Raw genomic sequence first — 25,907 nt, forward strand, 5'->3', positions numbered from 1 at the left:
CCCGAAGATCAGGCTTGAATCTGGAACATGTAGGACAGCTGCCTAAAGCACATTGGCCCATAGCCTCATACACTGGTAGCAAGGAGAGTGGGTGCAGAAATGAACAATGGCAGTGCGATGGACATTCGAACGGCCATCTTTTTGGCTGCGGTTTGTGGGCAAACTTATGTGCAATACAATAATGGCGGGTTATTCCTGGTGCCTGAATCCTACCGGCTGGTCGGGTCGTTCGATGCCGCTTCCTACATCGGAAAAGAAGAGCCTTTCGGCTTCGTTATCGAATCAGACCGAGCGGTCATATTGGCTTTCCGCGGCACAAGCTCCCCCACTGACTGGGTGATGGATATGATCGCCCAGCAAATTCCGTTCAAGCCCGTTAAGAATGGGGGCAATACGCACAAAGGGTTTACCGAGGTCTATATGTCGGCTCGGGATCAAATCTTCCGTTTGCTTAATCAAGTGCCGAAGTCGAAGCCGCTATTCGTAACCGGACATAGTCTTGGCGGAGCATTGGCGACACTCGCCTCGCTTGATATCGCTGCCAACCGCATGCCTGCCGCCCTCATCACCTATACGTACGGATCGCCTCGAACCGGAGATCCCGCTTTCGTTCGCGCCTATAATGCAGCCGTGCCGGTCACCTTCCGGGTGCAAAATGAATACGACGTCGTGCCTCACCTGCCGCCGCTCGTGTATCAATCCCCGAATACGGACAAAACGTACTATTATTTGCACGTCAAAGAAGAGGTCAAACGGAACTTCCGAATGGGCTCCGTCGGAGGAAATCATGTAATCAGCAGCTATTTTGCCGATTTGGCGCGGGAAGCACCTTCGTTTACAATGGCGATTTGTTCAGGACCTCCCGGCTGGTGCCCTCAGTAATGAGGTCATCAGCCCTGATGGGATTTCTTATAGGGCATGTCTGCGCTTAACTTAGCCCTTCAAACCAGCCAGTTCGGCAATACGGCTTCGCTCCGCCTTCGTCATCCCTTTAAGGACAAGCTCATAGGAGTGTTTAATCATATCCTGCAGCTCGTCTTGCGGAATCGATCCGTCGAGCGCGATGGAGTTCCAATGCTTCTTGTTCAAATGATAACCCGGCGTGATGGCATCATACTGCTGCCGCAGATTCTCCGCGATAATGGGATCGCATTTCAAGGAAATGCTGCCTTCCGAGAGGAGCGCGAACATTTTGCCGCCTGCCTTCATCACCAACGGATCCGGTCCAAACGGATAATCCTTCTCTGCCCCCGGCATGGACAAGCAATAGATCGTTAACTCTTCCATCCGCTAATCTTCCCCTCTTCACACAAAAGTATAGTTCGCAAATGCAGCCGCTTGTCCATAATACGCGCCGGCTTCATCATACAAGTTCCATACGACAGCCTGCTCGATTCGAAAACGTCGGCCGCTGCTGGAAATTCGGATGCCGTTGTAGTCGTCGATATAACCTTGACCTGCGACGGCTTCCAGAAATCGCTGCCGCTCCTCTTGCATCATCGGCTCCGCCGTATGCTTCGATTCGATTTGCGTAAAAGCCTCCCAATCCATTTCCCATAACGACAAAGCCGCGCGGTTGCCGTAATTTAGCACCGGATCCTGCTGCGTGCCATGCGAAAGCACCACGAGATCCGCATGAAATAACGCTTCCGCTGCCGACTCCTGCTCTCCCTGCGGAATTAACGGCTTACCCAGCAGCCGATTGTAGCTGTTCAAAATAATGGCGGCATGGCGCTCTCCCGCGCCGACACCGGTCAGTTGCTGCAACAATGCCATTTGCTCCCTTCAATCTTCAACTTTCAACTTCAATCCATTTAAAAAAACTGAAGGTGAATTTCACCCTCAGTTCTTCGGTTTCGCTGCTATACGCCCATTTTCTTGCGCTGATTGTTAACTTTTTTGTGGTTTTGGCTTTTCATCGTTTGTTGGTTGCCGCCTGGACCGTGTTTTTGCTTACTGTTCGCATTCGCTTGCTCTTGTTTCTTCTGGGCGAGCTTCTGCTTCATTGCTTCGGCAAGGGAAATTTTCTTCGGCTCTTGCTCTTGCACTTCCGGCGTCGTTTGGTTTTCTTCCATTTCAGATCACCTCGTCTGTTTGTACTAGTTGTATTGTAGCCTTTTTTTCGCTTGCTTTCCAGTGTGCGAGGCATCAATTTTCACATCTTTGCCATTATATCCCGCATGCTACTCCCGCAGCGCATCCTTCAGCTTGGTGGACATGTTGTCCGTGCTTCCCGCACGCAGCTTTCCGCGAAGCTTCGCAACCTCTTGCTGCAAGCGGAGCTTATCTCCCCGCAGCTGCTCAATCTCGGCTTGCGCCTGTATAAGCTGCTCTTGCAATGAAGAAATCGGCTCGTTCATCGCCGGCTTCCCCCTCCCTCTATTCACATCACTTCTCTCTATTGTAACGCTGACCCTCCTCAATGTAAAAAAAGCTCCGACGTCGCAGCAACCAGCGCTCTCCATGGAGAACGCCAAGTGCCGCAGCTATCGGAACCTTGCTTGTTAACTTGGCTCCTTACTTCACCGCAACGGCAACCTTCTGCGTCGTCACGAGGACATTCTTGCTGTCGAACGCTTTGACAACCACATCAATCTTCTTCCCTTTATACGGCGCAAAATCAATCTGTGCCGTCCAAGGCAGCGATGTTACGGTCGCCACCGTCTTGCCGCCGATCGTATAGGTCACTTTGCCGAGTGTTGGCGACCATGTTTTCACATAAGCGGATATCTTCTGCGTCGAGGCCGGTACCGGCGAAGCGGTGTTAATCGGCTTGTAAGCAACCGGCGATTCATCGCCAAGGCCGCTCAGATAGAACGGATTGGCAACGGACTGCTTGTAGCCTTCGAGAAGCTTCTGATTCGCCGAAAGCATATAATATTTTATCCGAGCCGAAGCATCATGGTTGCTGTCGAACCAAAATACCGCTTTTACCTTCGGGTACAGCATCGGAAGCGAAGCGTAAAATTCTTTCATTTTGTACACGGCCCAGTCCGTCTTATCTTGTTTCTTCTCCGGATACATGTACGCGACGCCGCCTTCAGAAATATAAACCGGTTTGCGCGATGCGTATTGTTTGTAGATATAATCGAATTTCTCCAAATGGCTTGAACGGTCTTCCCCTTGCTTCAGCGGATCAAGAGTAGGGTTAAAGATGGTATACAGACTGACACCCACCCAATCTACTGCATCGTCACCCGGATAGTAGTCGTTAATGCTATATTCCGGCGAGCGGTCCGGCGCCCAAACCATAGCCACATTATCCGGTGCTTCCTCGTGGAAAACCTTCGCCACAACACGGAACTTATCGATGTAATTCTTCGGGTTCGTTTCATGCCAAGGCACCCAGTCGCCATTCATTTCATTCGCGAAACGCAGGAATACGTTAACGCCGGATGCCGCAATATCACGTGCCAGCTGGCGCAAATACGCATCATCTTGTACTTCGCCAAGTCCCTTTAGCGGCTGAATGCCAAGCTGCAGGGCGACACCGGCTTCACGTGCGCGATCGATGTGGCTCTTAATGCTTGAAAGCGGCTTCCCATATGTAAAATAAATCAAATAAGCTGCATGATCCTTACCTGTAAGCGCCGGGAATCCCTCGGTGTAGAACGGTTTTGCCGTCTTCGAATTGTGCACGGCCGGATCAAGCTCCGCGTATGCACCGATATAAGCGCCATTCTTCGGTTCGAAAATCGCTCCATGCGTGTTCGTAGAACCGAGTGAGGAAGCCGCAGTCTCCACAAACAGTCGTGCCGAGCTGCGAAGCTGATCGGCCTTGCGTTTGGCGGCGATGCTCATCTGCGTCATGTTCGCTTTGCCGGTATACTCCGCTTCCTTATCCCAGTTCGTTACGGCATCGTCATATTTCTTCAGCTTGGCATAATCGTCGCCGATGCGGCGGTACATGCCGGCTGCATTACCGTACTCTTTCTTCTTCAGAAACTCAGGCGCGATTTGATTGTATTTCGCAATAGCCTCCGCATATTTCCCTAGCTGGTCGAGTTTCTGCGCTTGTTTGAATATCCCCCATACGTCCATCGCCTGTACCTCGTAGGTATGGAATGTCGTAAAAGCAACAATAATCGTAAATAATGCCACCATCATTTTACGGCTAAACGTAAAGTAATTCTTGTAAGTCACCATGATTCCTCCATGTGCTAGTAGTAGAAGTTACAGCGACATTTTACAGCATATGGGATGGATTGGAAAGACAAAGTTTTACAAAATGTTACAATAATCAGCTTCCTGCAACATGTTACGACATTCATTCGTTAAGTCTGGTATAGGCGGTAAGACAGGCTTGGCAGCAGTGACCAGTTGTAAATGAGATTCTAGCGTCTATAATTATCTTTATTATGGTTTGCGCTTTATTATAGGAGGAACAGCAATTGAAAACGAATACCCGTATGTCCTATCTCATACTCGGCGCGGCGCTTAGTGCCGTTATTCTAACGACCCAAACTTCATGCACCAATAACTTGTTCGGCAAAGCCGCTTCCCAAAACAATGAACTGAACGCCGGCAATCCGGTTACAAGCGATGATGCGGCGTCGAGCACCGTTAAGACGAGTACCGGCGATACGAAGGGCGCGACCGGAACAGCTTCCGGAACCGGCAATTCCGATTCAAACGGCGGTACATCAGACTCCACGGATAATGGTACTACAGATCCCGGAAAGTCGAGCGTCAGTACTTCCGCCAACGTCCAATCGAGCAATCAATCTGCTTTTATAGCGTTTATGCGTGAAAATGCTCCGTCCCGCACTATTAAGAAGAAGGACGGCGTTGTATATGTGACCAACACGGACAGCCCGCTCGTTCTCGTCAACAAGAAGCGCGAACTCGAATCGTCTTACGTACCGAAGGATCTTGTGAAGGCAGACGTCGGCTTCTCCTTCTCCGGCGACAATCCGAAGCAGCAGCTGCGCCAAGTTGCGGCGACGGCGCTGGAGAAGCTGTTTGCCGGGGCAAAACAAGACGGCATTGAGCTGAAAGCCGTATCCGGCTATCGCTCTTATGCTTCTCAGCGTTCCATCTTCAACAACTATGCCAAGAAGAACGGCGAAGAAGAAGCCAATACGTTCAGCGCGCATCCCGGACAAAGCGAGCATCAGACCGGACTTGCAATGGATGTGTCGAGCGCCAGTGTCAAATACGATCTTGATAAGAGCTTCGGTGAAACGAAGGAAGGCAAATGGCTGAAAGAGCATGCGGCGGACTATGGTTTCATCATTCGCTACGAGCTCGGCAAAGAAGACGAAACCGGCTACATGTACGAGCCGTGGCATATCCGCTACGTCGGCGTCTTCATCGCACAGGAAATCAAGAAGAAGGGCGAAACGTTCGAAGCTTATATGGCACAGTTCTGATACGATGTAAATGAAAACAAGCCCTCCCGGCTAAGACGCCTGGGGGGCTTGTCGCGTTATCGTGGATTATGCTGCGTTATTCGCCAAGCTTCCGGAACAGATCCCTAAATACGGAATCACGATGCGCATAGTGGGCACACCGGATGAAATGGCGGGAACGATCGACGCTCCAGCGGAAGTCCTCCGACAGCAGCGGGCTGTGCACAAGCGTGCTCGGTATCCAGCTTGGATCAACCAGATAAGCAATGGTCGAGATGTCCCAGATGACGCGGGAATAGCCGAAGTGATCTTTGCTGCAATCCCGATAGGTTTCGTACAAATATTGACCGATCGGCCCTTTGTCGCGGACGTAATCCTCGACCTCGGACAAGGTTGTCGCCAGATGGGAGGCTACCCCTGCACAAGGAACCAAGATAAGCGGAACGCCGCTGTTAAGCACCGTGCGGGAGGCATGCAGATCTTGAGCCAAATTGAATTCCGTTGTATCGTGCCAGTGCAGCGCATGTCCGCCTAGCCAGACGACAACGATTTTCTCAATAATACGAGGCTCCATCAGCAGGGCAGAAGCTACATTCGTAATCGCTCCGATCGCGACAACATACAGAGGGTCATCTTCGCTTGATGCCATTGCCCGCTCCACCAGGTTTCTAGCAGCTTCGCTCTCTTGAGGAACGCCGGCTTCGGCCAGGTAGCCCTCGGACCCGCGGTAGATCGGAATATCCGTCATCTCCGGCATAATCGCCTGGATCTTGAGCAGCTCGTTGTAGCTTTTCTCCATGCCGTCCTTCGGACCTTCAGACAGATCGTTGAAGAACGGGGCAGCATAGAACGCTTCAACCGTTACGCTTTCCGGCGATTTCAATGCGTAGATGACGGCGAATTGATCGTCGATTTCGTTGTATGTATCCGTATCCAACACCATTCGAACCTTGCGCTGCGGATGTTCTAAACGCTGCAGAAGCTTTTGCTGAGGCAATTTTGGAAATTCAACCATGTCCCTTGTCATCCTCCTTGAATATATCCTGTATTCCTTTTATGATGTGGTTATGAATTCAGGATTTTTCTCGCTTACTACGCTTATTCTACAACGAATACCGCATATGAAGATTATAGGATATGGCTGTTTGTTTGCATGATTTGGCTAGGATAATGAGAGGGGGAGCATGCTGGATGCTGGCGCAAATGGATTTTCTGTTTCAAGCTACGCGGCATGCGCATTCGTATATGCCGATGCATGAGCATACCTGCTACGAGCTGGTCTATTATCAAACGGGGAAAGGCCTTACGCGCTTCCATGACGCGGTCTATACCTACACGCCCGGCACGTACGCGATCATTGCGGCAGGAACGCTGCATGACGAGCGGCGTACGCAGGATACGGATGTTATTTTTGTCGGCTTTCGACTGCCTCGGGGGGAGCTGCTGCTCAAGGAAGGGCTGTATCAGGATGACTCCTCTTCCCCGATCTTGCCGCTTCTGCTGAACATGATTGAGGAAATGCAGGAGCAGCGAGCCTATTATGCGGAACAGTTGAATTCTTACATCAGCTCCATCGTGATCGCGCATCAGCGGGCCGCGGATACCGGCACATCGGGAGGATCGGTTGATCATCTGCTCTATGCCCGCACCTTCATCGACGAGAACTGCAACCAGAAGATTACGATCGAAGAATTGGCCGAGATGGTCGGGTACAGCTACCACCACTTCCGGCATCTATTTAAGGATAAGTTCGGTTTATCGCCTATTTCCTATTTACTCCGTAAGCGCATACAGAAAGCGGAGCATCTGCTCCTGCACTCCGCACTCCCTGTCACCGCCATCGCGATGGAATGCGGCTTCTCGAATGATGCTCAATTCTGTACGATGTTCAAAAGGGAGAAGGGGGAGTCGCCTCGCGCCTTCCGGCAAAGCCGGGCAGCCGCTAAGGCTTAGAAGCCTACTGCTGGTTGCCGCCCGCTTATTGCCGCGCCGCTATTCCGGCGTCGCACAAGGACGACCGTTGATATAGTAGGCGGTTTCTTGATATACCTTGAACGCAACCTCTACTTCAGCAACACCGGCCTTATTCAGATGTTGAGTAACGGCACGGGCAAGCTCATCTTGAACGGCTTGTCCTCTGTCGAACCAAGCAATTTCTACAAAAGGATAGGTAGGCACCGTTTCGCCTCCGAACACGGACACCAATTGCAGCGCGTCAATCGTGAAATTATCGGTACCGCACTGACAGATGCCTGCCATCTCTTCGACCAGAGCCTTGCTCACTTCCGCTAATATAGACGTTTCAACGCCTCGAACATTTAATTGGGGCATAGGGAATCCTCACTTTACTCGTATTCGTGCAGCTGCTCTTCCTCTGCAATGTTTTGCAAATCGTAGCCGGATATCGTAATGATGCGGTAGTCCGGCGTAATCTCGGCATGCTGCTTAGCCAGCTCCAGCAAATAACGCGGCGAACCATCCTGCTCCTCATCATAGATGAGAATGAGTCCCTCGGAATTATTGAGCAGGAACCGATCTCTCGCCTTGAACTGCCACGGTCCGTCATACTTCTGTTTGGAGATTGCGCTCACGTAATCCGCACCGGCCAGAATTTCGCTGTAGGTCGTTTTCTTCTGCTCGTTCCAATTCTCTTCTTGATCCAGGAAAGGGGTAATAATCGCGAGTCGCAAGCTCTCGTAGCTGGCTTTCAGCTCGATGGTCACTTCCGCTGCCCACAGCTCCACGCCCCAGCCGCCGCTCACAATCACCCACTCCAGTCCATCCTCCACAAGAGCCGTAATCTGTTTCTTGAGTGCTTTCTTGATGATGGCGATGCCGGGATGCTTAGCCGAGAATATGCCCAGCTCCGTTGCTCTATAACCTGTAATCAATACCTGCTTCATCGCGGTTTGCTCCTCGTTTACTCTTCCAAATAAGGGTAGCATACGCGTGACGAAATTTCACCAACTGCAGCGAACTTATGGACAAATTCGAAGCTCCTTTAGCTCGGTTCTCCCTACATTGAACAGAAAAAAACTGCCTCGAACGTGCACCGATGCACGTTCGAGACAGCTTCTCGACTCTACTCCATCCCTTGCGGATAATGAGGCTGCGGCTCGTGAATGACCGTCCCATCGTCCAGCTGGATTTCGGTTGTGAATTCCCGCGCTCCCTTGTGCAGCTTAATGACGCGTGCACCGCGGGGAAAGCCTTCCCGGCCGTAGGTCTGGTAGCCGCTGGCCCGGCCGTAACATAAGCTGATGCCATGCAGGTCACCGCGGTAATCATTGACGTGATCATGCCCGCAGAAGGTTCCCACGACATCGCCCATCTCCACCATCGCGGTGAACATGCCCGAATTGATAGGAGCACTTGCGACACCTTCAAACTTACTGCCGTAGCACAGCTCTTTTCTCCATACCTCTTCGTATTCCGGCAACGGAATATGGAAGAAAGCGAGCGAGGGCAGCGGCTGACCGTCGTTTGCAGCCTTCAGTGCAGTGGATTGCGCCGTATACCAATCGATCTGATCACGGCCAATCCAAGCATAACCTTCAAGATTCGGAATCTCCGAATAGCTCCCGCTGTCGAGGAGATAGAGAGCATGATGAGGTTTGCCGGTGCCGGAATCTTGAATGAGCAGCTTAAAATTCCCTGTACCTTTAAGCTCCTCCGGACCCGCTTCGCTCACACAATACTCATGCTCCAGTTGAACGTCCATCAACTCTTCTCTTGTTATCCCATGCTCGGTATCATGATTCCCGAAAACAGCTGCCCATGGGATGCCCCTGAACTCGACCTCACTCACAGCCTCACGAAAAGACTGCCTCGGATCCGTGCAATTGTCGCTGTAAATCACATCGCCTGTAAAGATGACCAAGTCTGGAGAAGTTTTCTCGAGCACCCGCTCCATCAGTAATCGAGTCAGGATGTCTCCCGGCTCCCCATTTTGCCAGTGAAGATCCGTAAATTGCACGATGGTAAATGTGCCGTCCTCGCGATAATGCAGTTTTTTCCCCATCTTACTCATCCCCTATCCTAGAGCGATTCCCCTCCGGCTTCGATCCCGATAACGCCTTCAATTGAAGCAAGCGAAACGATGACTTCCTCGAAGCGCTTCTTATAATTAAGCTTCACTTGCATCCGGACGATCAGCATCTCGCCGGAATCGCCTTGCGCGGCTTCTTCGTTCTCCACGATGATTTTGCTAATCTGGATACCGAAGTGGTGAAGCTCCGTTACAACTTTGTTCAGGCTTGCGGAATCTTTGTTTATTTTCATCACCAAGTCCTGCTTGCGCTTGGTTCGCGAGAATTTCTTCTCGAACTTATTCAGGAAAAACAAGCTGACCACAACAAGGAGCGTGAGCACCGCAGATCCATAATAGAACCCTGCGCCTACCGTAAGCCCAATTGCAGCGACTACCCAAAGCGAGGCAGCCGTCGTAAGTCCCGAAACCGTAATGCCTGTTCGCAGTATCGTCCCTGCGCCAAGAAAACCAATCCCGCTGATCACCTGGGCCGCTAACCGAGCCGGGTCTAGCCGGACATTCGGATCTGCCGCAAACTCGGCAAAACCATACATGGATAACAAGACGATCGCCGCAGATCCCAAACAAACGAGAATATGTGTCCTAAATCCTGCCGAATGCCCGCCAAGCTCGCGTTCTACTCCGATTAAACCACCCAGAATAAGCGCGAGCACTAATCGAATCGTCAGCTCCAAATAACTGATTTGCCAGATGCTGGGGTCGTACACTTGTGCCGCTGTTTCTCCCATATGCGTCAATCCTTCTTTGTTTATGGTCCTTTGCTTATCTATACGCAAGGCAACAGCGAATGCCTACTGATAGGCCGAAAAAATATAAATTCTTGACATGATCCCCGCGCTGCTAGCTGCGTTTGAATTGCGATTCAAACCAATCCCAGCCGGAACCGACATGTTCGGGACGATGAGCGTCCGAGCCATAAACCAGTTCAATCCCCTTGGTCATACATTCCTGCATGAACCACTCCGGCACGTACGGCTTGCCGCAGCTCGGCACACGCAGGCCAGCCGTATTGACGTCGATACCGACATTTCCTTGTTGCAGCAACGGTAAGAGAGTCGTCAAGCGGCTCCGAATTTGCGCTTCATCGATCGGCGGAAGCTTCAGTGCGAATTTCTCGATTAAATTAATATGACCGATCCGCTTGCGCATCGGAAGCTTACTTGCGAAAGCAATGGCAGCTTCCACATGATTGTAATATTCGTCGACGACCTTCTCCATCGTACCGTAGTAGCTCAATAAGTTGGCCGTGAAATCGTCAGCCGTGAAATCAACGCAGTACATACCGTCTTTACCCGGTAAATAGTGAACTGAATAAACGACATCCTCCAGCTGCTGCTGATACCGCTCTACGATCGCTTGCGTAAACGGCAGTGCACCTTGCAAATAGTCCAGCTCGAGTCCGACGACGATATCGATTTTCGCTTCATACTGCTGCTTGATCGAGTTCGCATAGGCCATATAGAGAGGAAGCTCCTCGCTCGGCATGGCAAGCTCGTACATCAGCTTCTCGTCTTGTACCCATTTTGCAGGAAGCGGCGGATGCTCACTGATGGTATAACGCGTAAAACCAAGCTCAATGGCACGGTCCACATATAGTTCCGACGGTGCATCGTTGCCGTGATAGCAGAACTTTGTATGCGTATGTCCATCCCATTTCATTTCGTTTGACATGCTGCTCTACCCACTCCTCTAACGGCTATTTACTCATCCCATGGCAATATGTACCTTTCCAGTATATCATCTTGAAAAATGCCTTCAATAAGGAGCTGCAGCACGTGAAACTGCTCCTTCCAACAAGCGGCATTTCTGTTATAATGAATTCTGTTCATTTAGGTTAATCTAAAATAGAAATCCTTGTAAATTTTTTCACCCCAAGCAAAGAAGAGAGGAACATGTATGATCAGCCGATTTAAACGACTTCTTATCGGGCGGCCGATGAAAAGCGCAGAACTCGAAGGCGAGAAGCTCAGTAAGCTAAAAGCGCTCGCCGTACTGTCCTCCGACGCCTTGTCGTCGGTCGCGTACGGAACGGAGCAGATCTTGCTCGTACTCATGGCTGCCGGTTTTGCCGCAGTGTGGTACTCCATTCCGATATCCATTGCCGTGCTCGGTCTATTATTAATACTCATTATCTCGTATCGTCAAACCATCTTCGCTTATCCGAAGGGCGGCGGCGCTTATGTCGTGGCCAAAGATAACTTAGGCGTATCCACCGGGCTGCTTGCAGGCGGATCGCTGCTTGTCGATTATATTCTGACCGTAGCCGTTAGTTCATCGGCAGGAACCGATGCCATTACATCCGCATTTCCTTCGCTGCATGATCATCGGGTCAGCGTCGCCTTAATCATGATCGTCTTTCTAACCGTCATGAATTTGCGGGGAATTGGGGAGTCCGCTTCCGTACTTGCCTATCCCGTCTATCTGTTCGTCGGCGCGATCTTCGTATTGATTATCGCAGGCGTTGTAAAAGTAATCGTAGGCGGCGTCCATGCCGATGTGCCGGAGATCGGCGCCGCGGTGTCCAACATCAGTTTGTTCATGTTGCTTAAGGCATTCAGCTCCGGCTGTTCGGCGCTCACCGGCGTCGAGGCCGTATCCAATGCGATTCCGAACTTCAAGAAACCGGCGGAGCGCAATGCCGCGACAACGCTCATCATGATGGGTAGCATTCTCGGTGCCATGTTCATCGGTATCAGCTTGCTCGCTTATTGGTACGGCATCGTGCCAAGCGCTACGGAAACCGTCGTTTCCCAAATCGCGAATGCGACGTTTGGACGAGGTGTCCTCTATTATGCGATTCAAGGGATTACCGCATTGATTCTGTTCCTTGCGGCTAACACAGCCTACTCTGCTTTCCCGCTGCTCGCGTTCATGCTGGCCAAAGACAAGTATATGCCCCATGCGTTCATGGTGCGCGGAGATCGGCTCGGGTTCTCGAACGGGATTATTTTTCTCGGCGTGTTCTCTGCGCTATTAGTCGTCCTGTTCCACGGGGACACTGAAAATCTTATTCCGCTCTATGCGGTCGGGGTATTTATCCCGTTCACGCTATCGCAGCTTGGGATGATGGTCCGCTGGATTAAGCTGAAACCGGCGAACTGGGGCGTTGGGTTGACGGTTAATACAATCGGTATGTTGACCACGCTCATCATTACGCTGATCTTTATCTTCACGAAGTTTAGTCAGATTTGGATGGTCTTCATCTTCTTGCCGATCGTTATTATCGGGTTCTACAAGATCAACCGCCACTATATGAATACCGCTGATGAGCTTCGCATTAACATCGATAAAGAGAAACCTGCGATTAAAGGCAGTACCATCGTCGTTCCGGTCGCTGGCATTACGAAGGTCGTTCTGCAATCCATCAGTTATGCCAAATCGCTGACGGATAACGTGGTGGCGGTCTATGTCGGGTTCGATGAAGAAGAAATCGAGCGGCTCGAGAAGAAATGGGAAGAGTGGAATCCCGGCGTGCGGCTGATCGTCCTGCGATCAAGCTACCGCAGCATCATTCGCCCGCTCGTCCGCTTCATCGAGACGGTGGAATGGAAGACGCAGGAGACGGATCATATCACCGTGCTGATTCCGCAGTTTATCACGAAGCACTGGTGGCATAACATTCTGCACAACCAGTCGAGTCTGCTGCTTCGCGCGTACCTGTTCACGCAGAAGGACGTTGTTATTGCGACTGTGCCTTACCGGTTGCACCGGTAAAAGCACCGCTGAAAAGCATCGTTAAAAAGCACCGCTGAAAGCACCGATAAAAGTACCGCTAGAAAACATAGCTAAAAAGCAGCTTTAGAAAGCATCGTTAGAAAGCATCGCTAAATAACACAGCTAAAAAGCAGCTTTATAAAGCATCGCTAAAAATACCGCTAAAAAGTTGAAGAGCTGTCCCGGCCGTCATCCGTAGGATGAGGGTTGGGACGGTTTTTTTGTAGTGCGATGGTGGTGGTGCGTTGGTAGTGGGGCGAGGCGGGGATGGTGGCGAGGAATTGGTGGGGATGGCGTGGCAGGCGTGGTGGCGGGCTGCTTTGGCGGCTGAGAGACGGCTTTTCCGACTCTCGGGGCGCGGTAGTCGTGGTGGTGGGCGATTTTGGTGGTGAGAGACGGTTTTTCCGACTCTCGGCATCATTTTTCAGTTGTTTTGTGACGGAGAGTCGGTTTTTCCGACTCTCGGGGCATGGTAGTGGTGGTGGGAGGCGATTTTGGTGATTGAGAGTCGGTTTTTCCGGCTCTCAGCATCATTTACCAATGATTCTATGATTGAGAGTCGGGTTTTCCGACTCTCAGGACGCAGTAGTTGGTGGTAGGAGGGGCTTTACTCGGCTGAGAGTTCGATTTTCGCACTCTCAGCTTTGATTTTGCATGATTTTACCTATGAGAGTTCCATTTTGAGACTCTCAGGGGGTGGGAGCAGTAGTTTGAGGGGGTTCGGCGGCCTGAGAGTTCGATTTTCGAACTCTCAGATTTTGTATTGGCACGATTTCTCCTATGAGAGTTCCATTTTGAGACTCTCATGGGGCGGGAGCAGTAGCTTGATGAGGTGCGGCGGCCTGAGAGTTCGATTTTCGAACTCTCAGATTTTGTATTGGCATGATTTCTCCTATGAGTGTTCCATTTTGAGACTCTCATGGGGCGGGAGCAGTAGCTTGAGGAGGTTCGGCAGCCTGAGAGTTCGATTTTCGAACTCTCAGCTTAGTATTGGCGCGATTTCACCTGCTGAGAGTTCCATTTCGAGACTCTCAGCAGGTTGGAGCAGTGGTTTGAGGGGGATCGGCGGCCTGAGAGTTCGATTTTCGAACTCTCAGCTTTGATTTTGCATGATTTTACCTATGAGAGTTCCATTTTGAGACTCTCAGCAGGTGGGAGCAGTGGTTTGAGGGGGTTCGGCGGTCTGAGAGTTCGATTTTCGAACTCTCAGATTTTGTATTGGCACGATTTCTCCTATGAGAGTTACATTTTGAAACTCTCAGGGGGTGGGAGCATTGGTTTAAGAGGGTCCGGCAGCCTGAAAGTTCGATTTTGAAACTCTCAGGCAACGGTAGTCGCAATGGGAGGAACTTGCGGCGGGCGAGCTAAGCCAGGCTTGTACGCCGCAGCCAATAAAAAACGACTCCTAAGTAAGCGAGTCGTTTTCCGTCAAGGCGCGAACAGCTCCAGAAACGCGCTAACGCTCATCGGCTCCAGCAGCTGCGGGTCCTCGCATACCGCTACAATGCGTGCCGTTTGTTCTGCGGAGAATCGCGTCAGCAGATTAGATTCAAACTTCTTTTTCAACAACGGAATACCTTCGTCCCTCCTGCGCCTATGACCAATCGGATACTCCGTCAGTACGTCATCCGTCGCGCTGCCGTCCGTGAAGAACACCTGCACGCTGTTTGCGATCGAGCGTTTGTCCGGATCCAGATAATCCTCGGAGAAACTAGGCCGCTCCTTCACCTCCATTAAATTCCGCAAACGATCAACCCTTGGATCGGCCGCCGCCTCATCCTCGTAATGATCGGCAGTCAACGCGCCGTGGAGCAAACCGATCGCCGTCATGTATTGCAAGCAATGGTCGCGGTCGGCAGGGTTGTGCAGCGGGCCTTTTTTGTCGATGATGCGAATTGCGGATTCGTGTGTGGTGATGGTAATCCGGACGATTTCGTCTAGCCTTTCGGAAACGTGAGGGTGCAGCGCGATGGCGCTTTCCACCGCGGTTTGCGCGTGGAATTCGGCTGGGAACGAGATTTTGAACAGCACATGTTCCATGACATAGGAGCCGTAGGGACGCGAAAGCGAGAACGGTTTACTTTTGAAAAGCACATCATAAAAGCCCCATCCCTTGGCCGACAACGCGGATGGATACCCCATCTCCCCTCGCAGCACCATCAGCGACAACCGCAATGCACGGCTCGTTGCGTCACCGGCTGCCCAGGATTTGCGCGATCCGGTGTTCGGCGCATGCCGATAGGTGCGAAGCGCTTGGCCGTCGATCCACGCATGGGACAGCGCCTGCGTGATCTCATCCTTCGTACCGCCGAGCAGACCGGTCGCTACCGCGGTGGACGCCACTTTTACAAGCACGACATGGTCGAGTCCGACCCGGTTAAAGCTATTTTCGAGCGCCACTACGCCTTGCAGCTCATGCGCCTTAATCATTGCGGTAAGCACATCGCGCATGACGAGCGGAGGCTGTCCCGCAGCCTGCCTTACCTTGCTTGCATAGTCGGCAGCAGCGAGAATGGCCCCAAGATTATCGGAGGGATGCCCCCACTCCGCGGCAAGCCATGTGTCGTTGTAATCCAGCCAGCGAATCATGCAGCCAATGTTAAAAGCAGCCGTCACCGGATCTAGCCGAAATGCTGTCCCCGGCACACGTACGCCGCCTTCCATCTCTGCTCCCGGTACAACCGGACCAAGCAGCTTCGTGCAGGCCGGATAGTTTAACGCAAGCATGCCGCAGCCAAGCGTATCCATCAAACAATAGCGAGCCGTCTCATAGGCAAGCTCGCTGTCTACCTTATAGTCCGTTACATAGGAAGCCATATCGGCAAGCACTTGATCCGGCTCAGGCCGACTATTATCCTGACCATGTCCCATTGCGGCAGTACACCTCCCATTATCGCTTAATGGCGTTCATGAACGGCCAGCCAAGGCAGCGGATCAGGTCCGACATAGGCGGCGGTCGGCCGAATAATGCGGTTATTTTGCCGCTGCTCCATAATGTGCGCCGTCCAGCCCGTCAAACGAGAGATCACGAAGATCGGCGTGAACATCGGCGTAGGGATGCCCATGAAATGATAGGCGGTGGCGCTGTAGAAATCGAGGTTCGGAAATAAGCTTTTTTCCTGACGCATGACCTGTTCAACCGCTTCCGAAATCGCATAGAGCTGGCTGTCATCCGCCCACATGGAGAGTGTCTCCGACCATTTCTTGATGATGTCCGAACGCGGATCGGAAACGGTATACACCCGGTGGCCAAACCCCATAATGAGCTGCTTCGCCGCCAGTCTCGCACGCGTGGCCGCTTCCGCTTCCTCCGCATTGTCGAACTGAGTTATCAGCTCCATGACAGCCTCATTCGCTCCGCCGTGAAGATTGCCCCGCAGCGTGCCGATCCCGGTCGCAATACAAGAGTAATAGTTCGACAGCGTGGAAGCCGTTACGCGTGCGGCAAAAGTCGATGCGTTAAACTCATGCTCGGCATACAGAATAAGCGAAACATCGAATACGCGAATGGCGAGATGCTCCGCATGTTTGCCGTGCAGCAAATAGAGAAAATGGCCCGCAACCGTATAATGGTCGAGGTCGAACGGCTCTTCTTGCACCTCGCCGGTGTCCGAACTGTCCGAGCCGGGCGCATCCGAAGTGACCTCAGATTCCACTCCTTCAGCAGCTTTAGCGTCAACGGGAACTTCGGTTGCCGAGGATTCCAACTGAGGCTCCTCCGCCGAACCATCCCCAAGAGCAGCCCGCCTGTGAAAATGATACCAATGCAGCAGCATCGGGCCTGTCAGAGCAATGAGCCGATCCGCAATATCGGCTGCGCCGACCGATGCCGATTCCGGCTCCATCGTCCCGAGCGCGGTGCAGCCCACCTGCAGTACCTCCATCGGATGGGCATCTGCAGGCAGCAGCTCCAGAATTCGCTGCAGCGTCTCCGGCAGCTGACTCGCTTCCGCCAGCTTGCGCCGGTAAGCCGCAAGCTCATCGACATTCGGCAGCTTCCCCCGAATGAGCAGATAAGCCGTTTCTTCAAAGCTGCCGTGCTCTGCCAAATCCTCGATGGAATATCCGCGGTAGGTGAGTCCAAGTCCGTTTTTTCCTACCGTACTGATTGCCGTTTCACCGGCTTCAATGCCGGCCAAGCCTCCGGGCTTCTTCACGGTCATCTCTCATTCCTCCTCCGAGTTCCGTGCGGCGAACAGCGCATCCAGCTTGCGCTCATAATCGTAGTAGCCGAGATAACGGTACAGCTCCTCGCGCGTCTGCATTTCGCCAAGCACGGAGGCTTGAGACCCTTGCTCCCGAATCGTTTGATACACCTTCAGCGCTGCCGCATTCATCGCACGGAAGGCCGACAACGGATACAGCACCAGCGATACCCCTGCCGCTGCCAGTTCATCCACCGTGAAGAGCGGCGTCCGCCCGAACTCCGTCACGTTCGCAAGCACCGGCACCTTCACCACGTCCGTGAATGCCTTATACTCCTCCAAGCTCCCGGCCGCCTCCAGAAAAATCATATCCGCGCCGGCCTCCACATATGCCTGCGCCCTTGCGACAGCGCCTTCCATGCCTTCCGAAGCAAGCGCATCCGTACGCGCCATGAGCACGAAATCCGCGTCAATCTTCCCATCTGCCGCGCTTCGGATACGATCCACCATCTCCGCGGAGCTGACGATGGCTTTGTTCGGACGATGGCCGCAGCGCTTGGCGGCCACCTGATCCTCGATATGAATGCCAGCGGCACCGGCACGGATCATCTCGCGCACGGTGCGCGCAATGTTAAACGCCGAACCGAAGCCGGTATCGGCGTCCACAAGCAGCGGCAAATCAACCGCGCTGCTGATGCGCCGCACGTCCTCCAGCACATCGCCCTGCGTCGTAATCCCGAGGTCCGGCAATCCAAACGATGCGTTTGCCACTCCTGCGCCGGACACATACAGCGCGCGAAAACCCGCCGATTCGGCGAGCAGCGCGGCATAAGCATGAATCACTCCTGCCACCTGAAGCGGCTTCTCTTGCTGCAGCGCCTCTCGAAGCCGGCGTCCCGGCGAGCTGCGATTCGTAGATCCCATATGCCCTCATCTCCCTCCACAACAGACCGCAAGCAAACGCCGCAAGGGTTATCCGTTAACTCCCTCGCAGCAGCTCGCCGGAAATCACCAGCCGATGAATTTCGTTCGTCCCCTCGTAGATTTGCGTCACTTTCGCATCGCGGAACAGCCGCTCCGCATGCAATTCAGCCGCCAAACCGCTGCTGCCGCACCACTGCAGCGTCTTCGTCGTCGCATGCATCGCGGTATCGCTGGCGAACATCTTCGCCATCGACGCTTCCTTCGTGCACCGCATGCCGCGCTGATGCATATCCGCCGCGCGATATACGAGCAGCGCAGCCGCCTCCACCTGTGCCGTAAGCTCCCGATACTCCGCCGCGGCTCTGCTCCGTTCCCGATGCGGCAGCGAACGCAGCTGCTGCTCGCTCAAGGTCAGCGCCGCTCGCGCAATCCCGAGCGCCTGCGCGCCAATGCCAATCCGCCCGCCGTTCAGCGCCGATTTGGCGATGGCGAAGCCTTGCCCCTCCTCGCCGAGGCGCTGGCCCGCCGGCACGATCGCATCCTCTAGAATCAGCTCGCAGGTGTTCGATCCGTGCAGCCCCATTTTTTTCTCCTTTTTACCCACACGGAAGCCCGGCGTATTCTTCTCTACCAGAAAAGCAGTAATCCCGCCTACACTGCCGCTTTGCCCGTTATGCACCGACGCGAACAGCACATATTGGTCGGCTTCACCCGCATTCGTTATAAACACCTTTGTGCCGTTCAGCACATAGTTATCCTCATGTCGAACCGCTGCCGTCCGGATCGTCGAGGCATCTGAGCCTGCATGAGGCTCGGTTAATGCAAAAGCGCCCAACCATTCCCCGGAGGCAAGCTTAGGCAGACAACGCAGCTTCTGCTCCGGCGTACCATGATATAGAATCGGAAGCGTCCCAACTGACGTATGCACCGACAAAATAACCCCAACCGTCGCACTCACCCGAGCGATTTCTTCAATCGTGAGGATATAGGAGGTTAGCTCCAGCCCGCTTCCACCCCATGCAGCCGGCACCGGCAGCCCCATCAAGCCCTTCGCGCCCATCTCCCTCACGAGCTGCGCCGGAAAGCGGTCATGCTCCTCCATTTCAGGGATGACTTTGGCTACCTCCTGCATCGCAAAATCTCGGACCCTCGCACGCAACCGTTCTTGCTCATCCGTAAAATGCAGCAGCATAGCAGCGGTCACCCCCCTTCGTACACGTAGAAGCCTCGCCCGCTCTTGCGCCCCAGCCAACCGGCAGCGACATAATTGCGAAGCAGCGGACAAGGCCGGTATTTGGAATCCCCGAAGCCGTCGTGCAGCGTTTCCATGATGGCAAGGCAGGTATCGAGCCCAATCAGGTCAGCCAAAGTCAGCGGTCCCATCGGATGATTCATGCCCAGCTTCATCACGCCGTCGACGGCTTCGATCGAAGCCACGCCTTCATATACCGTATACACGGCCTCGTTGATCATCGGCATCAGAATGCGGTTGGACACGAATCCCGGATAATCCCGCACCTCCAGCGGCGTCTTCCCCATCCGCTCCGCCAGCTTCGCAATGGTGGCATAGACATCATCCGATGTTCGCAAGCCACGTATGATTTCGACCAGCTTCATGACCGGTACGGGGTTCATAAAATGCATCCCGATCACCTGTTCCGGCCGCCCCGTCACCGCAGCCAGCTCTGTGAGCGACAGCGATGACGTATTGCTTGCCAGAATCGCCCCTTGCCCGCAAATACCATCGAGCTTAGCTAATAGGGCTTTCTTCACCGGCATGCTTTCGGTTACCGCTTCGATGACAAGATCAGCGCCAAAGGCTGCATCCAAGTCAGCCGCGGCGGTTATTCGTCCAAGCGTCTGCATGGCCGACTCTTCCGTGATTCTGCCTTTCGCAACGCTGCCGGTGAGCTGCATGCCGATTTGCGCCAATGCCTTGCTGATGCGTCCCGCTTCCGCATCATGCAGCAGCACTTGGCAGCCTGCCTGCGCGGCAACAAGTGCGATGCCGCTTCCCATCTGGCCTGCTCCGACGACCGACACATGGTGGATATCTGCCATGAATGACTACCGCCTTCCCTAAGCCCCTCTGCCATTTGCAATTTTCATTGCCTCTATGCTCTCTATACTCCCTACTCCACCCGAACCAACACGGCATCGCCTTGACCGCCGCCGCTGCAAATCGCGGCAATCCCAAGCCCCCCGCCGCGCCGCTTCAAGTCGTTAATCAGCGTGATCACAATCCGCGCTCCGCTTGCCCCGACGGGATGGCCGAGCGCGATCGCGCCGCCGTGCACGTTGACCTTGTCGGCATCCCAGCCCGCCAGCTTCCCGCAGGCCAAGACGACGACCGCGAACGCTTCGTTGATCTCGAAGCGGTCGATCGCATCCATCGCGAGCCCATGCTGCTGCAGCAGCTTCTGCACGGCAAAAGCCGGCGCAATGGGATAGTTGCGCGGCTCCACGCTAACCGCGGCATGACCGAGCAGCACGGCCTGCGGAGCGTAGCCATCCTGCAGCGCCCTGCTCTTCGTGGCCACGACGAGCGCGGCCGCACCATCGTTGAGCCCCGGGGCATTGCCGGCCGTAATCGTGCCGGAATTCCCGGCAGCGAATACCGGATTCAGCGCTGCCAGCTTATCGGCGCTCGTATCTCCGCGGGGAGCTTCATCCTTATCGATCGCGAACACGTGGCTCTTCGTCGGCACTGCGCCAGGTAACGGAACGGGGATTATTTCCGAATGAAAGTAGCCCTGCAGGCTGCTCTGAACGGCACGCTCGTGACTGCGCAGCGCCCATGCATCCTGCTCCAAGCGGCTGATGCCATATTCAGCGGCAATGTTGTCGGCATAGTCCCCCATATGCATGTCAGCGAAAGCGCAGCGTAACCCATCGCGGAGCAATAGATCCGCCGCCCGGCCATCCCCAAGACGCATGCCTAACCGGGCTTCCGTCAACGCATACGGCACTTGGCTCATGCTCTCCATGCCGCCTGCGACGATCAGCTCCGCATCGCCCGCCCTAATAATCTGCGAGGCCATCGTCAGTGCCCGCATCCCCGAGGCGCACACTTTATTGATCGTCTCAGCCGGCACCGTCTGGCTGACTCCTGCCAGTATGGATGCTTGCCTTGCCGGATTCTGGCCCGCTCCCGCTTGAACGGCCATGCCCATAATGACCTCGTCCACTGCCGCAGACGAGATCCCTCCGCGCTGCAGTGCCCCTTCAATGGCGAGTGCGCCAAGCTGAGTCGCCTTCATCCCCTTCAGCGCTCCGCCAAACTTGCCGAAGGCCGTCCGAGCGCTCCCTACAATGACGAGCTCAGCCATGGCGTCGCCCCCTTTCCCTTCCGCTTCCGCCACTGCCTCTTCCTTTGGGCTGCGGCATTTTCGGACTGAGATCCAGTCCTTTGAAAATCTGCACCGCCTTCGCATCACGCATAAAGCGCTCCACCGGATATTCCTTCATATAGCCATATCCGCCATAGACCTGAACGGCATGTATCGTCGATGTCATCGCCGCATCCGCGGCAAAGCTAAGCGCCAGCGCAGCTTCCCAGCCTTCACCGTCCGTAAGCCCCCGATCCTCCTGCCAAGCGGCTTGATACACAAGAAGCTTCGAGGCATCGGCAGCAGTCCGCATATCCGCAAGCATCCAGGCCACCGCTTGATGTTTCGCGATCGGCTTGCCGAACTGCGAACGCGCCTTGGCATATCCAAGCGCAGCTTCCGCAGCGCCTTGGGTAATTCCCGCGGCAACCGCGGCAAGGCCGTAGCGCACACCCGCCGCCGCTCGGCCTGCAATCGCGCCGCCTTGACCGTCACGACCGATTCGCTGCCGCTTCGGTACGCGGCAATCCTGAAATTTCAAATGCGCCATTCCCGCCGAGCGCAAACCAAGCTTCTTCGTGACCGGTTGAATCAAGAGGCCGGGGCTGTCTTTCTCGATGATAAAAGCGCTGTAGCGCTTGCGTCGTCCTGCCGCACTTTCTCCGGTTACCGCGTAAATGATGAAGAAGTCTGCCGTCGTGCCGCCGAGGATATATTTTTGCTGACCGTTTAGGACGTAACACTCCTCTTCCGCCCCATCACCCTGCAACTGCAATTGCCCAGAGACGCCAATTCTAAGCGTGGTGTTCGGATCAACCGCTCCCGGAAGCACGCCCGTACCCATGCTGTTGCCATCGATAAGTTTCCTCAGATAATGACGCTTCAGCTCCACGCTCCCGAACCGATGCAGCGGCCACGCGGACAGAAAAACATGCGCCCACAGCGCCGCGCCAAGCGACGCGCTTACGCGGGACAACTCCTCCAGCACCAGCACGAAACTTAGAAATCCTCCACCTGCGCCCCCGTCCTCCTCGGGCCAAGGCAATGCCGTAAAACCCAGCTGCGCCATCGCGTCAAACGAACGCCTGTCGAATAATTCGGCCTCATCCAGTCCGCCTGCTTCCCTTGCAACCTCATGCTCCGCAAACCGTGCCGCCATCTCGCGAATCATCAATTGTTCTTCCGTCAGAGAGAATTTCACCTCATACGCTCCCCCTTCTTGAATCAGACAGAAGCGTTGCCTGCTATTTGGCGCTTATTACATCGTATTTTCGCCGGAGCCGATTCATGATAGAGTGGGAACAAAGGCCTCATGTTTTGACCATTACGGGTTGGAGATGATAAACGGATGAATGGTGAGAATAAGCTCGATAATCAAGCAAAAGATCAATCGCTCGCGGCAGTATTTCCGGATGCCTATACGGCGGTGAAGACCGGGAACGTAGAGCAGCTCAAGCAGCTGCTGCAGGCGCATCCCGCTTTGGCGGATGCCAGGTCGCTGCAAGGGAGAACGCTGCTGCACCATCTATGTGACTGGCCCGGACATTATCCGAACCAGCTTGAAATCGGACAAGCTCTGCTGGATGCGGGAGCAGATGTTAATGCGAGGGCCATTGATCCGGAGCGCGGTGAAACGTCGCTGCAATGGACGGCCAGCAACGACGATGTTGCGATGGCGACCTTGCTGCTGGATGCCGGCACGCCAATTGACGGCTTGAATGATGACCGCAGACCGCTTGCGCAATCCCTTTGGTATGGCTGCACGAAGATGACGAAGCTGCTCGTCCGCCGAGGCGCGGCGCTGGATCTCGAGCTTGCTGCCGCCGTAGGCCGAGTCGATCTGCTTCCCTCCTTCTTCAGCCCGGATGGAACGCTTCTGCCTAGCGCCGGCAAACACCGCGAGCCTGTAAATACAACGACTCCAAGCGCTCCCGAAGAACTGCTGCAGCAGGCGCTCATCTATGCCATTATTGGAGGCAGCTATGAATCCGCCGCCTATCTGCTTGACCGCGGTGCCGATGTGAACGGCATTCCTTCCGGCTTCGACCATACCGGCGCAGCACCGCTCCACTGGGCAGCGGCCGGTACGAATACGGCCATCATCCACCTGCTTATGGATCGAGGCGCTGATCTGAATGGGAGAGATCGCCGTTATAACGGTACGCCGCTCGGATGGGCGAATCATTTCAAACGGACCGAGCACGAGGAGCTGCTGCGCAGTTTAGGCGGCTTATAGAGACAAGAGAAAAGGCCGAGCAGTCTTCCCCCCGCATGCGTGCGAGTGGAGACCGTTCGGCCTTCTTCATGTATCCGTACATCACTTTGGCGCTGTCATGCCCATCTGTTCCCATTCTTCCTTGGAAGGACCATACACACCTGCAACAGGCAGTCCGGCTTGACGCATTAGCATGGTCAGTTGACCGCGATGATGGACTTCATGCTTAATGAACTTCGACAGCGTAACACCATTTTGCCATTCCAGACCAAACAGGTTATGGCTCTCAAGCAGCTTCTCATCGGACCACTGTGAAGCCGCTTCAAGAATGGATGCCGCTGTTTCGCGGTAGGTTGCAGCTATAACCGCTGCCGATTGCGGCGGTTCTGCATGGGTAGCCGGAGCCTTGAAATCAAGGCCGATGCGGCGCAGCATCCCTGAATCATCGTGGATCAAATGCCATGCCAAGCGGCCAAGCGGCCTGCGGCCTTCCTCGATCGACTGTGTCAGCGATTCATCTGTCAACAGGTCCAGCAGCTTCTGCGTCCCTTGCGATTCCACTTTGTAGTCCTCAATAAAATCCTTCACCGTTCTAAACATAAGTTTTCGCCTCCATAGCCTGCTTTGCATTCAATATTCTTCTCGCATTCACTATATCGCAGGTCTCCTGACAACAGCATGTCAGTGGAGTTCAACTTTTATTCGTTGTTCATGCTGTTTAGTTTCTTTCGCACCATATTCAGTTCGGGATGACGTCCCAGAATCGATTCATATTGGGCTTTCGCCTCCGCTTGCTTACCCGCTATGGCCGTAAGATCCGCCAGCGCGAGATCTGCTTTCCAATCCGCAATGGCAGCGTCCGCCGTTACGGTTCCCCGATACGTACGGAAGGCCTCCTTCGATTCTTTAAGACCTCGCTCTGCCTGCTGCAGCAGAACCCCCGCCTGCCTCATCTTAGCTTTCGCCAAATGATACTTGGCATCCGGGAAGTTAGGCTGCACTTCAAGGGCACGCAAGCAAACGCGCTGTGCTTGCTCATAATCCTTCGTGCTCATATAGATTTTGTTCAAATACATAAGGACATCCAGCAGCCTGCCAAAATTCGGCTTACCCGGCGCAAGCCGCTCCGCTTCTAGGAATAACGCTTTTGCCTTCTCAATGTCCCCTGTCGCAAGCGTCTCTCTGCCATAATAGAGCAGCCAGCCCGGATTGTCCGGTTCCTGCTCCACCATCAGCTTCAGCAGCCGTAAGTTGCGTTCCAGCTTGTTCTGCTGACCCATAATAGCCGGCTCGTAGCCGTCATGATGAAGCCGAATGCGAACCGGACGCCGCATCATGCGGTTGTCGTACATATCTTCGCCTTCAATCACAACCTGCTCGTGAACACGCCCGTAATAATGCAAGCCGCGATTAAGCGGGAACATCCGTGGATTCGCATAATCAGCCGATATTTTGCCTTGGATCTGATTGACCTGACATACATTTAGAACCGTGTGCTGAAACCGATCATGGAACATCGATGCCGCCAACCGGACAGCGCCGATGTCCTCCTGAAAGAGCCATTCATCCGCATCCACCCAGAGCACCCAATCGCTCTTGATATGCGGCAGAGCTTGATTTCGTTTCCACGCAAAATCATCATTCAGCGCCACGCTCCGAATAATCTTCACCTTCGGCATATGCTCGACAAGCTCAATCGTTCCGTCCGTAGAATCCGAGTCAATGATAATGATCTCATCCACGGCATCCTGTAAACTATTGACGCAGCGGACGATACAACGCGCTTCATTCCGCGTCATAATAGCGGCCGCAACGGTTACGGGCGGTTGCAGCTGCCACAATTCCTTTAGTTCCTCTCGCATGTCCCCCGGCGGTTTGCCCGCCAGCACCTTCTGCACCTCGCTGCCCCATTGCGCCTGCGGGTCGAGCACGCTGCCTCTCTCGAAGGCATGCCCTGCTTCTTGAACGTAGCCTTGATGCAGCAGCGCTTCCCCAAGAAACACCCAATTCTGTGCAAGCAGCGGCTGGCTGCGCAGACTATCCAGTGCGAGCTTCTCCGCCAGTTTGAACTTGCGGGCCGTTAGCGCTTGACGAATGGCGTTCGAAGCTGACTGTTTTCTATCCGTTGCCTGATTCAAGGGCTCATTCTCCTTCGGTTTGAGTTGAAAAGAAAAGGCC

The 25,907-nt window shown here is 54.0% G+C and carries 25 protein-coding genes; 5 read left to right on the top strand and 20 right to left on the bottom strand.

Annotated elements, in window-relative coordinates:
* The first annotated feature begins 99 nt into the window (after positions 1 to 99).
* Positions 100 to 882, top strand: a complete 783-nt coding sequence (locus BM412_RS29955) for a lipase family protein (RefSeq protein ID WP_256256670.1) — start codon at positions 100 to 102, stop codon at positions 880 to 882.
* Positions 883 to 933: 51 nt separating this feature from the next.
* Here BM412_RS29955 and BM412_RS29960 read toward each other — a convergent pair whose 3' ends face one another.
* From BM412_RS29960 to BM412_RS29975, 5 genes are all read right to left on the bottom strand, one after another.
* The gene (locus BM412_RS29960; RefSeq protein WP_091225380.1) at positions 934 to 1,287 is read right to left on the bottom strand and encodes an MmcQ/YjbR family DNA-binding protein; all 354 of its coding nucleotides are present in this window, start codon (positions 1,285 to 1,287) and stop codon (positions 934 to 936) included.
* An 18-nt stretch (positions 1,288 to 1,305) separates the two neighbouring features.
* The gene (locus tag BM412_RS29965; RefSeq protein ID WP_256256671.1) at positions 1,306 to 1,770 is read right to left on the bottom strand and encodes an MEKHLA domain-containing protein; all 465 of its coding nucleotides are present in this window, start codon (positions 1,768 to 1,770) and stop codon (positions 1,306 to 1,308) included.
* 92 nt (positions 1,771 to 1,862) lie between these two features.
* Complete coding sequence (locus BM412_RS29970; RefSeq protein WP_091225382.1) at positions 1,863 to 2,075, bottom strand: hypothetical protein; 213 nt, start codon at positions 2,073 to 2,075, stop codon at positions 1,863 to 1,865.
* 108 nt (positions 2,076 to 2,183) lie between these two features.
* Positions 2,184 to 2,360, bottom strand: coding sequence for a hypothetical protein (locus BM412_RS32295; RefSeq protein WP_177246158.1), 177 nt, complete (start codon positions 2,358 to 2,360; stop codon positions 2,184 to 2,186).
* Between the two features lie 157 nt (positions 2,361 to 2,517).
* Entirely contained in the window at positions 2,518 to 4,143 is a 1,626-nt protein-coding gene (locus BM412_RS29975; protein WP_256256672.1) for a glycoside hydrolase family 26 protein, read from the bottom strand.
* 248 nt (positions 4,144 to 4,391) lie between these two features.
* Between BM412_RS29975 and BM412_RS32720 the strand changes: the two genes are divergently transcribed.
* The gene (locus tag BM412_RS32720; RefSeq protein WP_256256673.1) at positions 4,392 to 5,372 is read left to right on the top strand and encodes a M15 family metallopeptidase; all 981 of its coding nucleotides are present in this window, start codon (positions 4,392 to 4,394) and stop codon (positions 5,370 to 5,372) included.
* 76 nt (positions 5,373 to 5,448) lie between these two features.
* On the opposite strand, the gene BM412_RS29985 is transcribed toward BM412_RS32720, so the two are convergent.
* On the bottom strand, positions 5,449 to 6,366 hold the full coding sequence (locus tag BM412_RS29985) for a nucleoside hydrolase (RefSeq protein ID WP_091225383.1): 918 nt from the start codon (positions 6,364 to 6,366) through the stop codon (positions 5,449 to 5,451).
* Between the two features lie 176 nt (positions 6,367 to 6,542).
* Between BM412_RS29985 and BM412_RS29990 the strand changes: the two genes are divergently transcribed.
* Positions 6,543 to 7,304: a helix-turn-helix transcriptional regulator gene (locus BM412_RS29990; protein WP_177246159.1), complete on the top strand. Its 762-nt coding sequence runs from the start codon at positions 6,543 to 6,545 to the stop codon at positions 7,302 to 7,304.
* A 39-nt stretch (positions 7,305 to 7,343) separates the two neighbouring features.
* On the opposite strand, the gene BM412_RS29995 is transcribed toward BM412_RS29990, so the two are convergent.
* The 5 genes from BM412_RS29995 to hisJ form a co-directional block, all read right to left on the bottom strand.
* Positions 7,344 to 7,682 carry a DUF1904 family protein gene (locus BM412_RS29995; RefSeq protein ID WP_091225385.1) on the bottom strand — a complete coding sequence of 113 codons (339 nt, stop codon included), beginning with the start codon at positions 7,680 to 7,682 and terminating at the stop codon, positions 7,344 to 7,346.
* Positions 7,683 to 7,696: 14 nt separating this feature from the next.
* Positions 7,697 to 8,254, bottom strand: a complete 558-nt coding sequence (locus BM412_RS30000) for an SLOG family protein (RefSeq protein WP_091225386.1) — start codon at positions 8,252 to 8,254, stop codon at positions 7,697 to 7,699.
* Positions 8,255 to 8,433: 179 nt separating this feature from the next.
* The gene (locus BM412_RS30005; protein WP_091225387.1) at positions 8,434 to 9,372 is read right to left on the bottom strand and encodes a metallophosphoesterase family protein; all 939 of its coding nucleotides are present in this window, start codon (positions 9,370 to 9,372) and stop codon (positions 8,434 to 8,436) included.
* Positions 9,373 to 9,389: 17 nt separating this feature from the next.
* A complete protein-coding gene (locus BM412_RS30010) occupies positions 9,390 to 10,130 on the bottom strand; it encodes an MgtC/SapB family protein (RefSeq protein WP_177246160.1) in 741 nt (246 codons plus the stop codon).
* 112 nt (positions 10,131 to 10,242) lie between these two features.
* On the bottom strand, positions 10,243 to 11,073 hold the full coding sequence (gene hisJ, locus BM412_RS30015; protein WP_256256674.1) for a histidinol-phosphatase HisJ: 831 nt from the start codon (positions 11,071 to 11,073) through the stop codon (positions 10,243 to 10,245).
* A gap of 225 nt (positions 11,074 to 11,298) precedes the next feature.
* Here hisJ and BM412_RS30020 point away from each other — a divergent pair, with 225 nt between their 5' ends.
* The gene (locus tag BM412_RS30020; protein ID WP_091225388.1) at positions 11,299 to 13,116 is read left to right on the top strand and encodes an APC family permease; all 1,818 of its coding nucleotides are present in this window, start codon (positions 11,299 to 11,301) and stop codon (positions 13,114 to 13,116) included.
* Positions 13,117 to 14,544: 1,428 nt separating this feature from the next.
* Here BM412_RS30020 and BM412_RS30025 read toward each other — a convergent pair.
* The 7 genes from BM412_RS30025 to BM412_RS30055 all read right to left on the bottom strand — a co-directional run bounded on the left by BM412_RS30025 (position 14,545) and on the right by BM412_RS30055 (position 22,715).
* On the bottom strand, positions 14,545 to 15,987 hold the full coding sequence (locus BM412_RS30025) for a bifunctional 2-methylcitrate dehydratase/aconitate hydratase (protein ID WP_091225389.1): 1,443 nt from the start codon (positions 15,985 to 15,987) through the stop codon (positions 14,545 to 14,547).
* A 26-nt stretch (positions 15,988 to 16,013) separates the two neighbouring features.
* A complete protein-coding gene (locus tag BM412_RS30030; RefSeq protein ID WP_091225390.1) occupies positions 16,014 to 17,279 on the bottom strand; it encodes a citrate/2-methylcitrate synthase in 1,266 nt (421 codons plus the stop codon).
* A gap of 3 nt (positions 17,280 to 17,282) precedes the next feature.
* Positions 17,283 to 18,185, bottom strand: a complete 903-nt coding sequence (gene prpB / locus BM412_RS30035) for a methylisocitrate lyase (protein ID WP_091225391.1) — start codon at positions 18,183 to 18,185, stop codon at positions 17,283 to 17,285.
* 55 nt (positions 18,186 to 18,240) lie between these two features.
* Entirely contained in the window at positions 18,241 to 19,377 is a 1,137-nt protein-coding gene (locus tag BM412_RS30040) for an acyl-CoA dehydrogenase family protein (protein WP_091225392.1), read from the bottom strand.
* An 8-nt stretch (positions 19,378 to 19,385) separates the two neighbouring features.
* Positions 19,386 to 20,246 carry a 3-hydroxybutyryl-CoA dehydrogenase gene (locus tag BM412_RS30045; protein WP_091225393.1) on the bottom strand — a complete coding sequence of 287 codons (861 nt, stop codon included), beginning with the start codon at positions 20,244 to 20,246 and terminating at the stop codon, positions 19,386 to 19,388.
* A gap of 71 nt (positions 20,247 to 20,317) precedes the next feature.
* Positions 20,318 to 21,514, bottom strand: coding sequence for an acetyl-CoA C-acetyltransferase (locus BM412_RS30050; RefSeq protein ID WP_091225394.1), 1,197 nt, complete (start codon positions 21,512 to 21,514; stop codon positions 20,318 to 20,320).
* Positions 21,507 to 22,715: an acyl-CoA dehydrogenase family protein gene (locus BM412_RS30055; protein ID WP_091225395.1), complete on the bottom strand. Its 1,209-nt coding sequence runs from the start codon at positions 22,713 to 22,715 to the stop codon at positions 21,507 to 21,509. Before BM412_RS30055 ends, BM412_RS30050 begins: the two co-directional genes overlap by 8 nt.
* Positions 22,716 to 22,862: 147 nt before the next feature.
* On the opposite strand from BM412_RS30055, the gene BM412_RS30060 reads away from it, so the two are divergent.
* Positions 22,863 to 23,750 carry an ankyrin repeat domain-containing protein gene (locus BM412_RS30060; RefSeq protein ID WP_091225396.1) on the top strand — a complete coding sequence of 296 codons (888 nt, stop codon included), beginning with the start codon at positions 22,863 to 22,865 and terminating at the stop codon, positions 23,748 to 23,750.
* An 81-nt stretch (positions 23,751 to 23,831) separates the two neighbouring features.
* Here BM412_RS30060 and BM412_RS30065 read toward each other — a convergent pair whose 3' ends face one another.
* Complete coding sequence (locus BM412_RS30065) at positions 23,832 to 24,329, bottom strand: DinB family protein (protein WP_091225397.1); 498 nt, start codon at positions 24,327 to 24,329, stop codon at positions 23,832 to 23,834.
* Between the two features lie 98 nt (positions 24,330 to 24,427).
* Positions 24,428 to 25,867, bottom strand: a complete 1,440-nt coding sequence (locus BM412_RS30070) for a tetratricopeptide repeat-containing glycosyltransferase family 2 protein (protein ID WP_091225398.1) — start codon at positions 25,865 to 25,867, stop codon at positions 24,428 to 24,430.
* Positions 25,868 to 25,907: the final 40 nt, after the last annotated feature.

Source organism: Paenibacillus sp. BC26, assembly GCF_900116125.1.
Lineage (GTDB): Bacteria > Bacillota > Bacilli > Paenibacillales > Paenibacillaceae > Paenibacillus_Z > Paenibacillus_Z lignilyticus.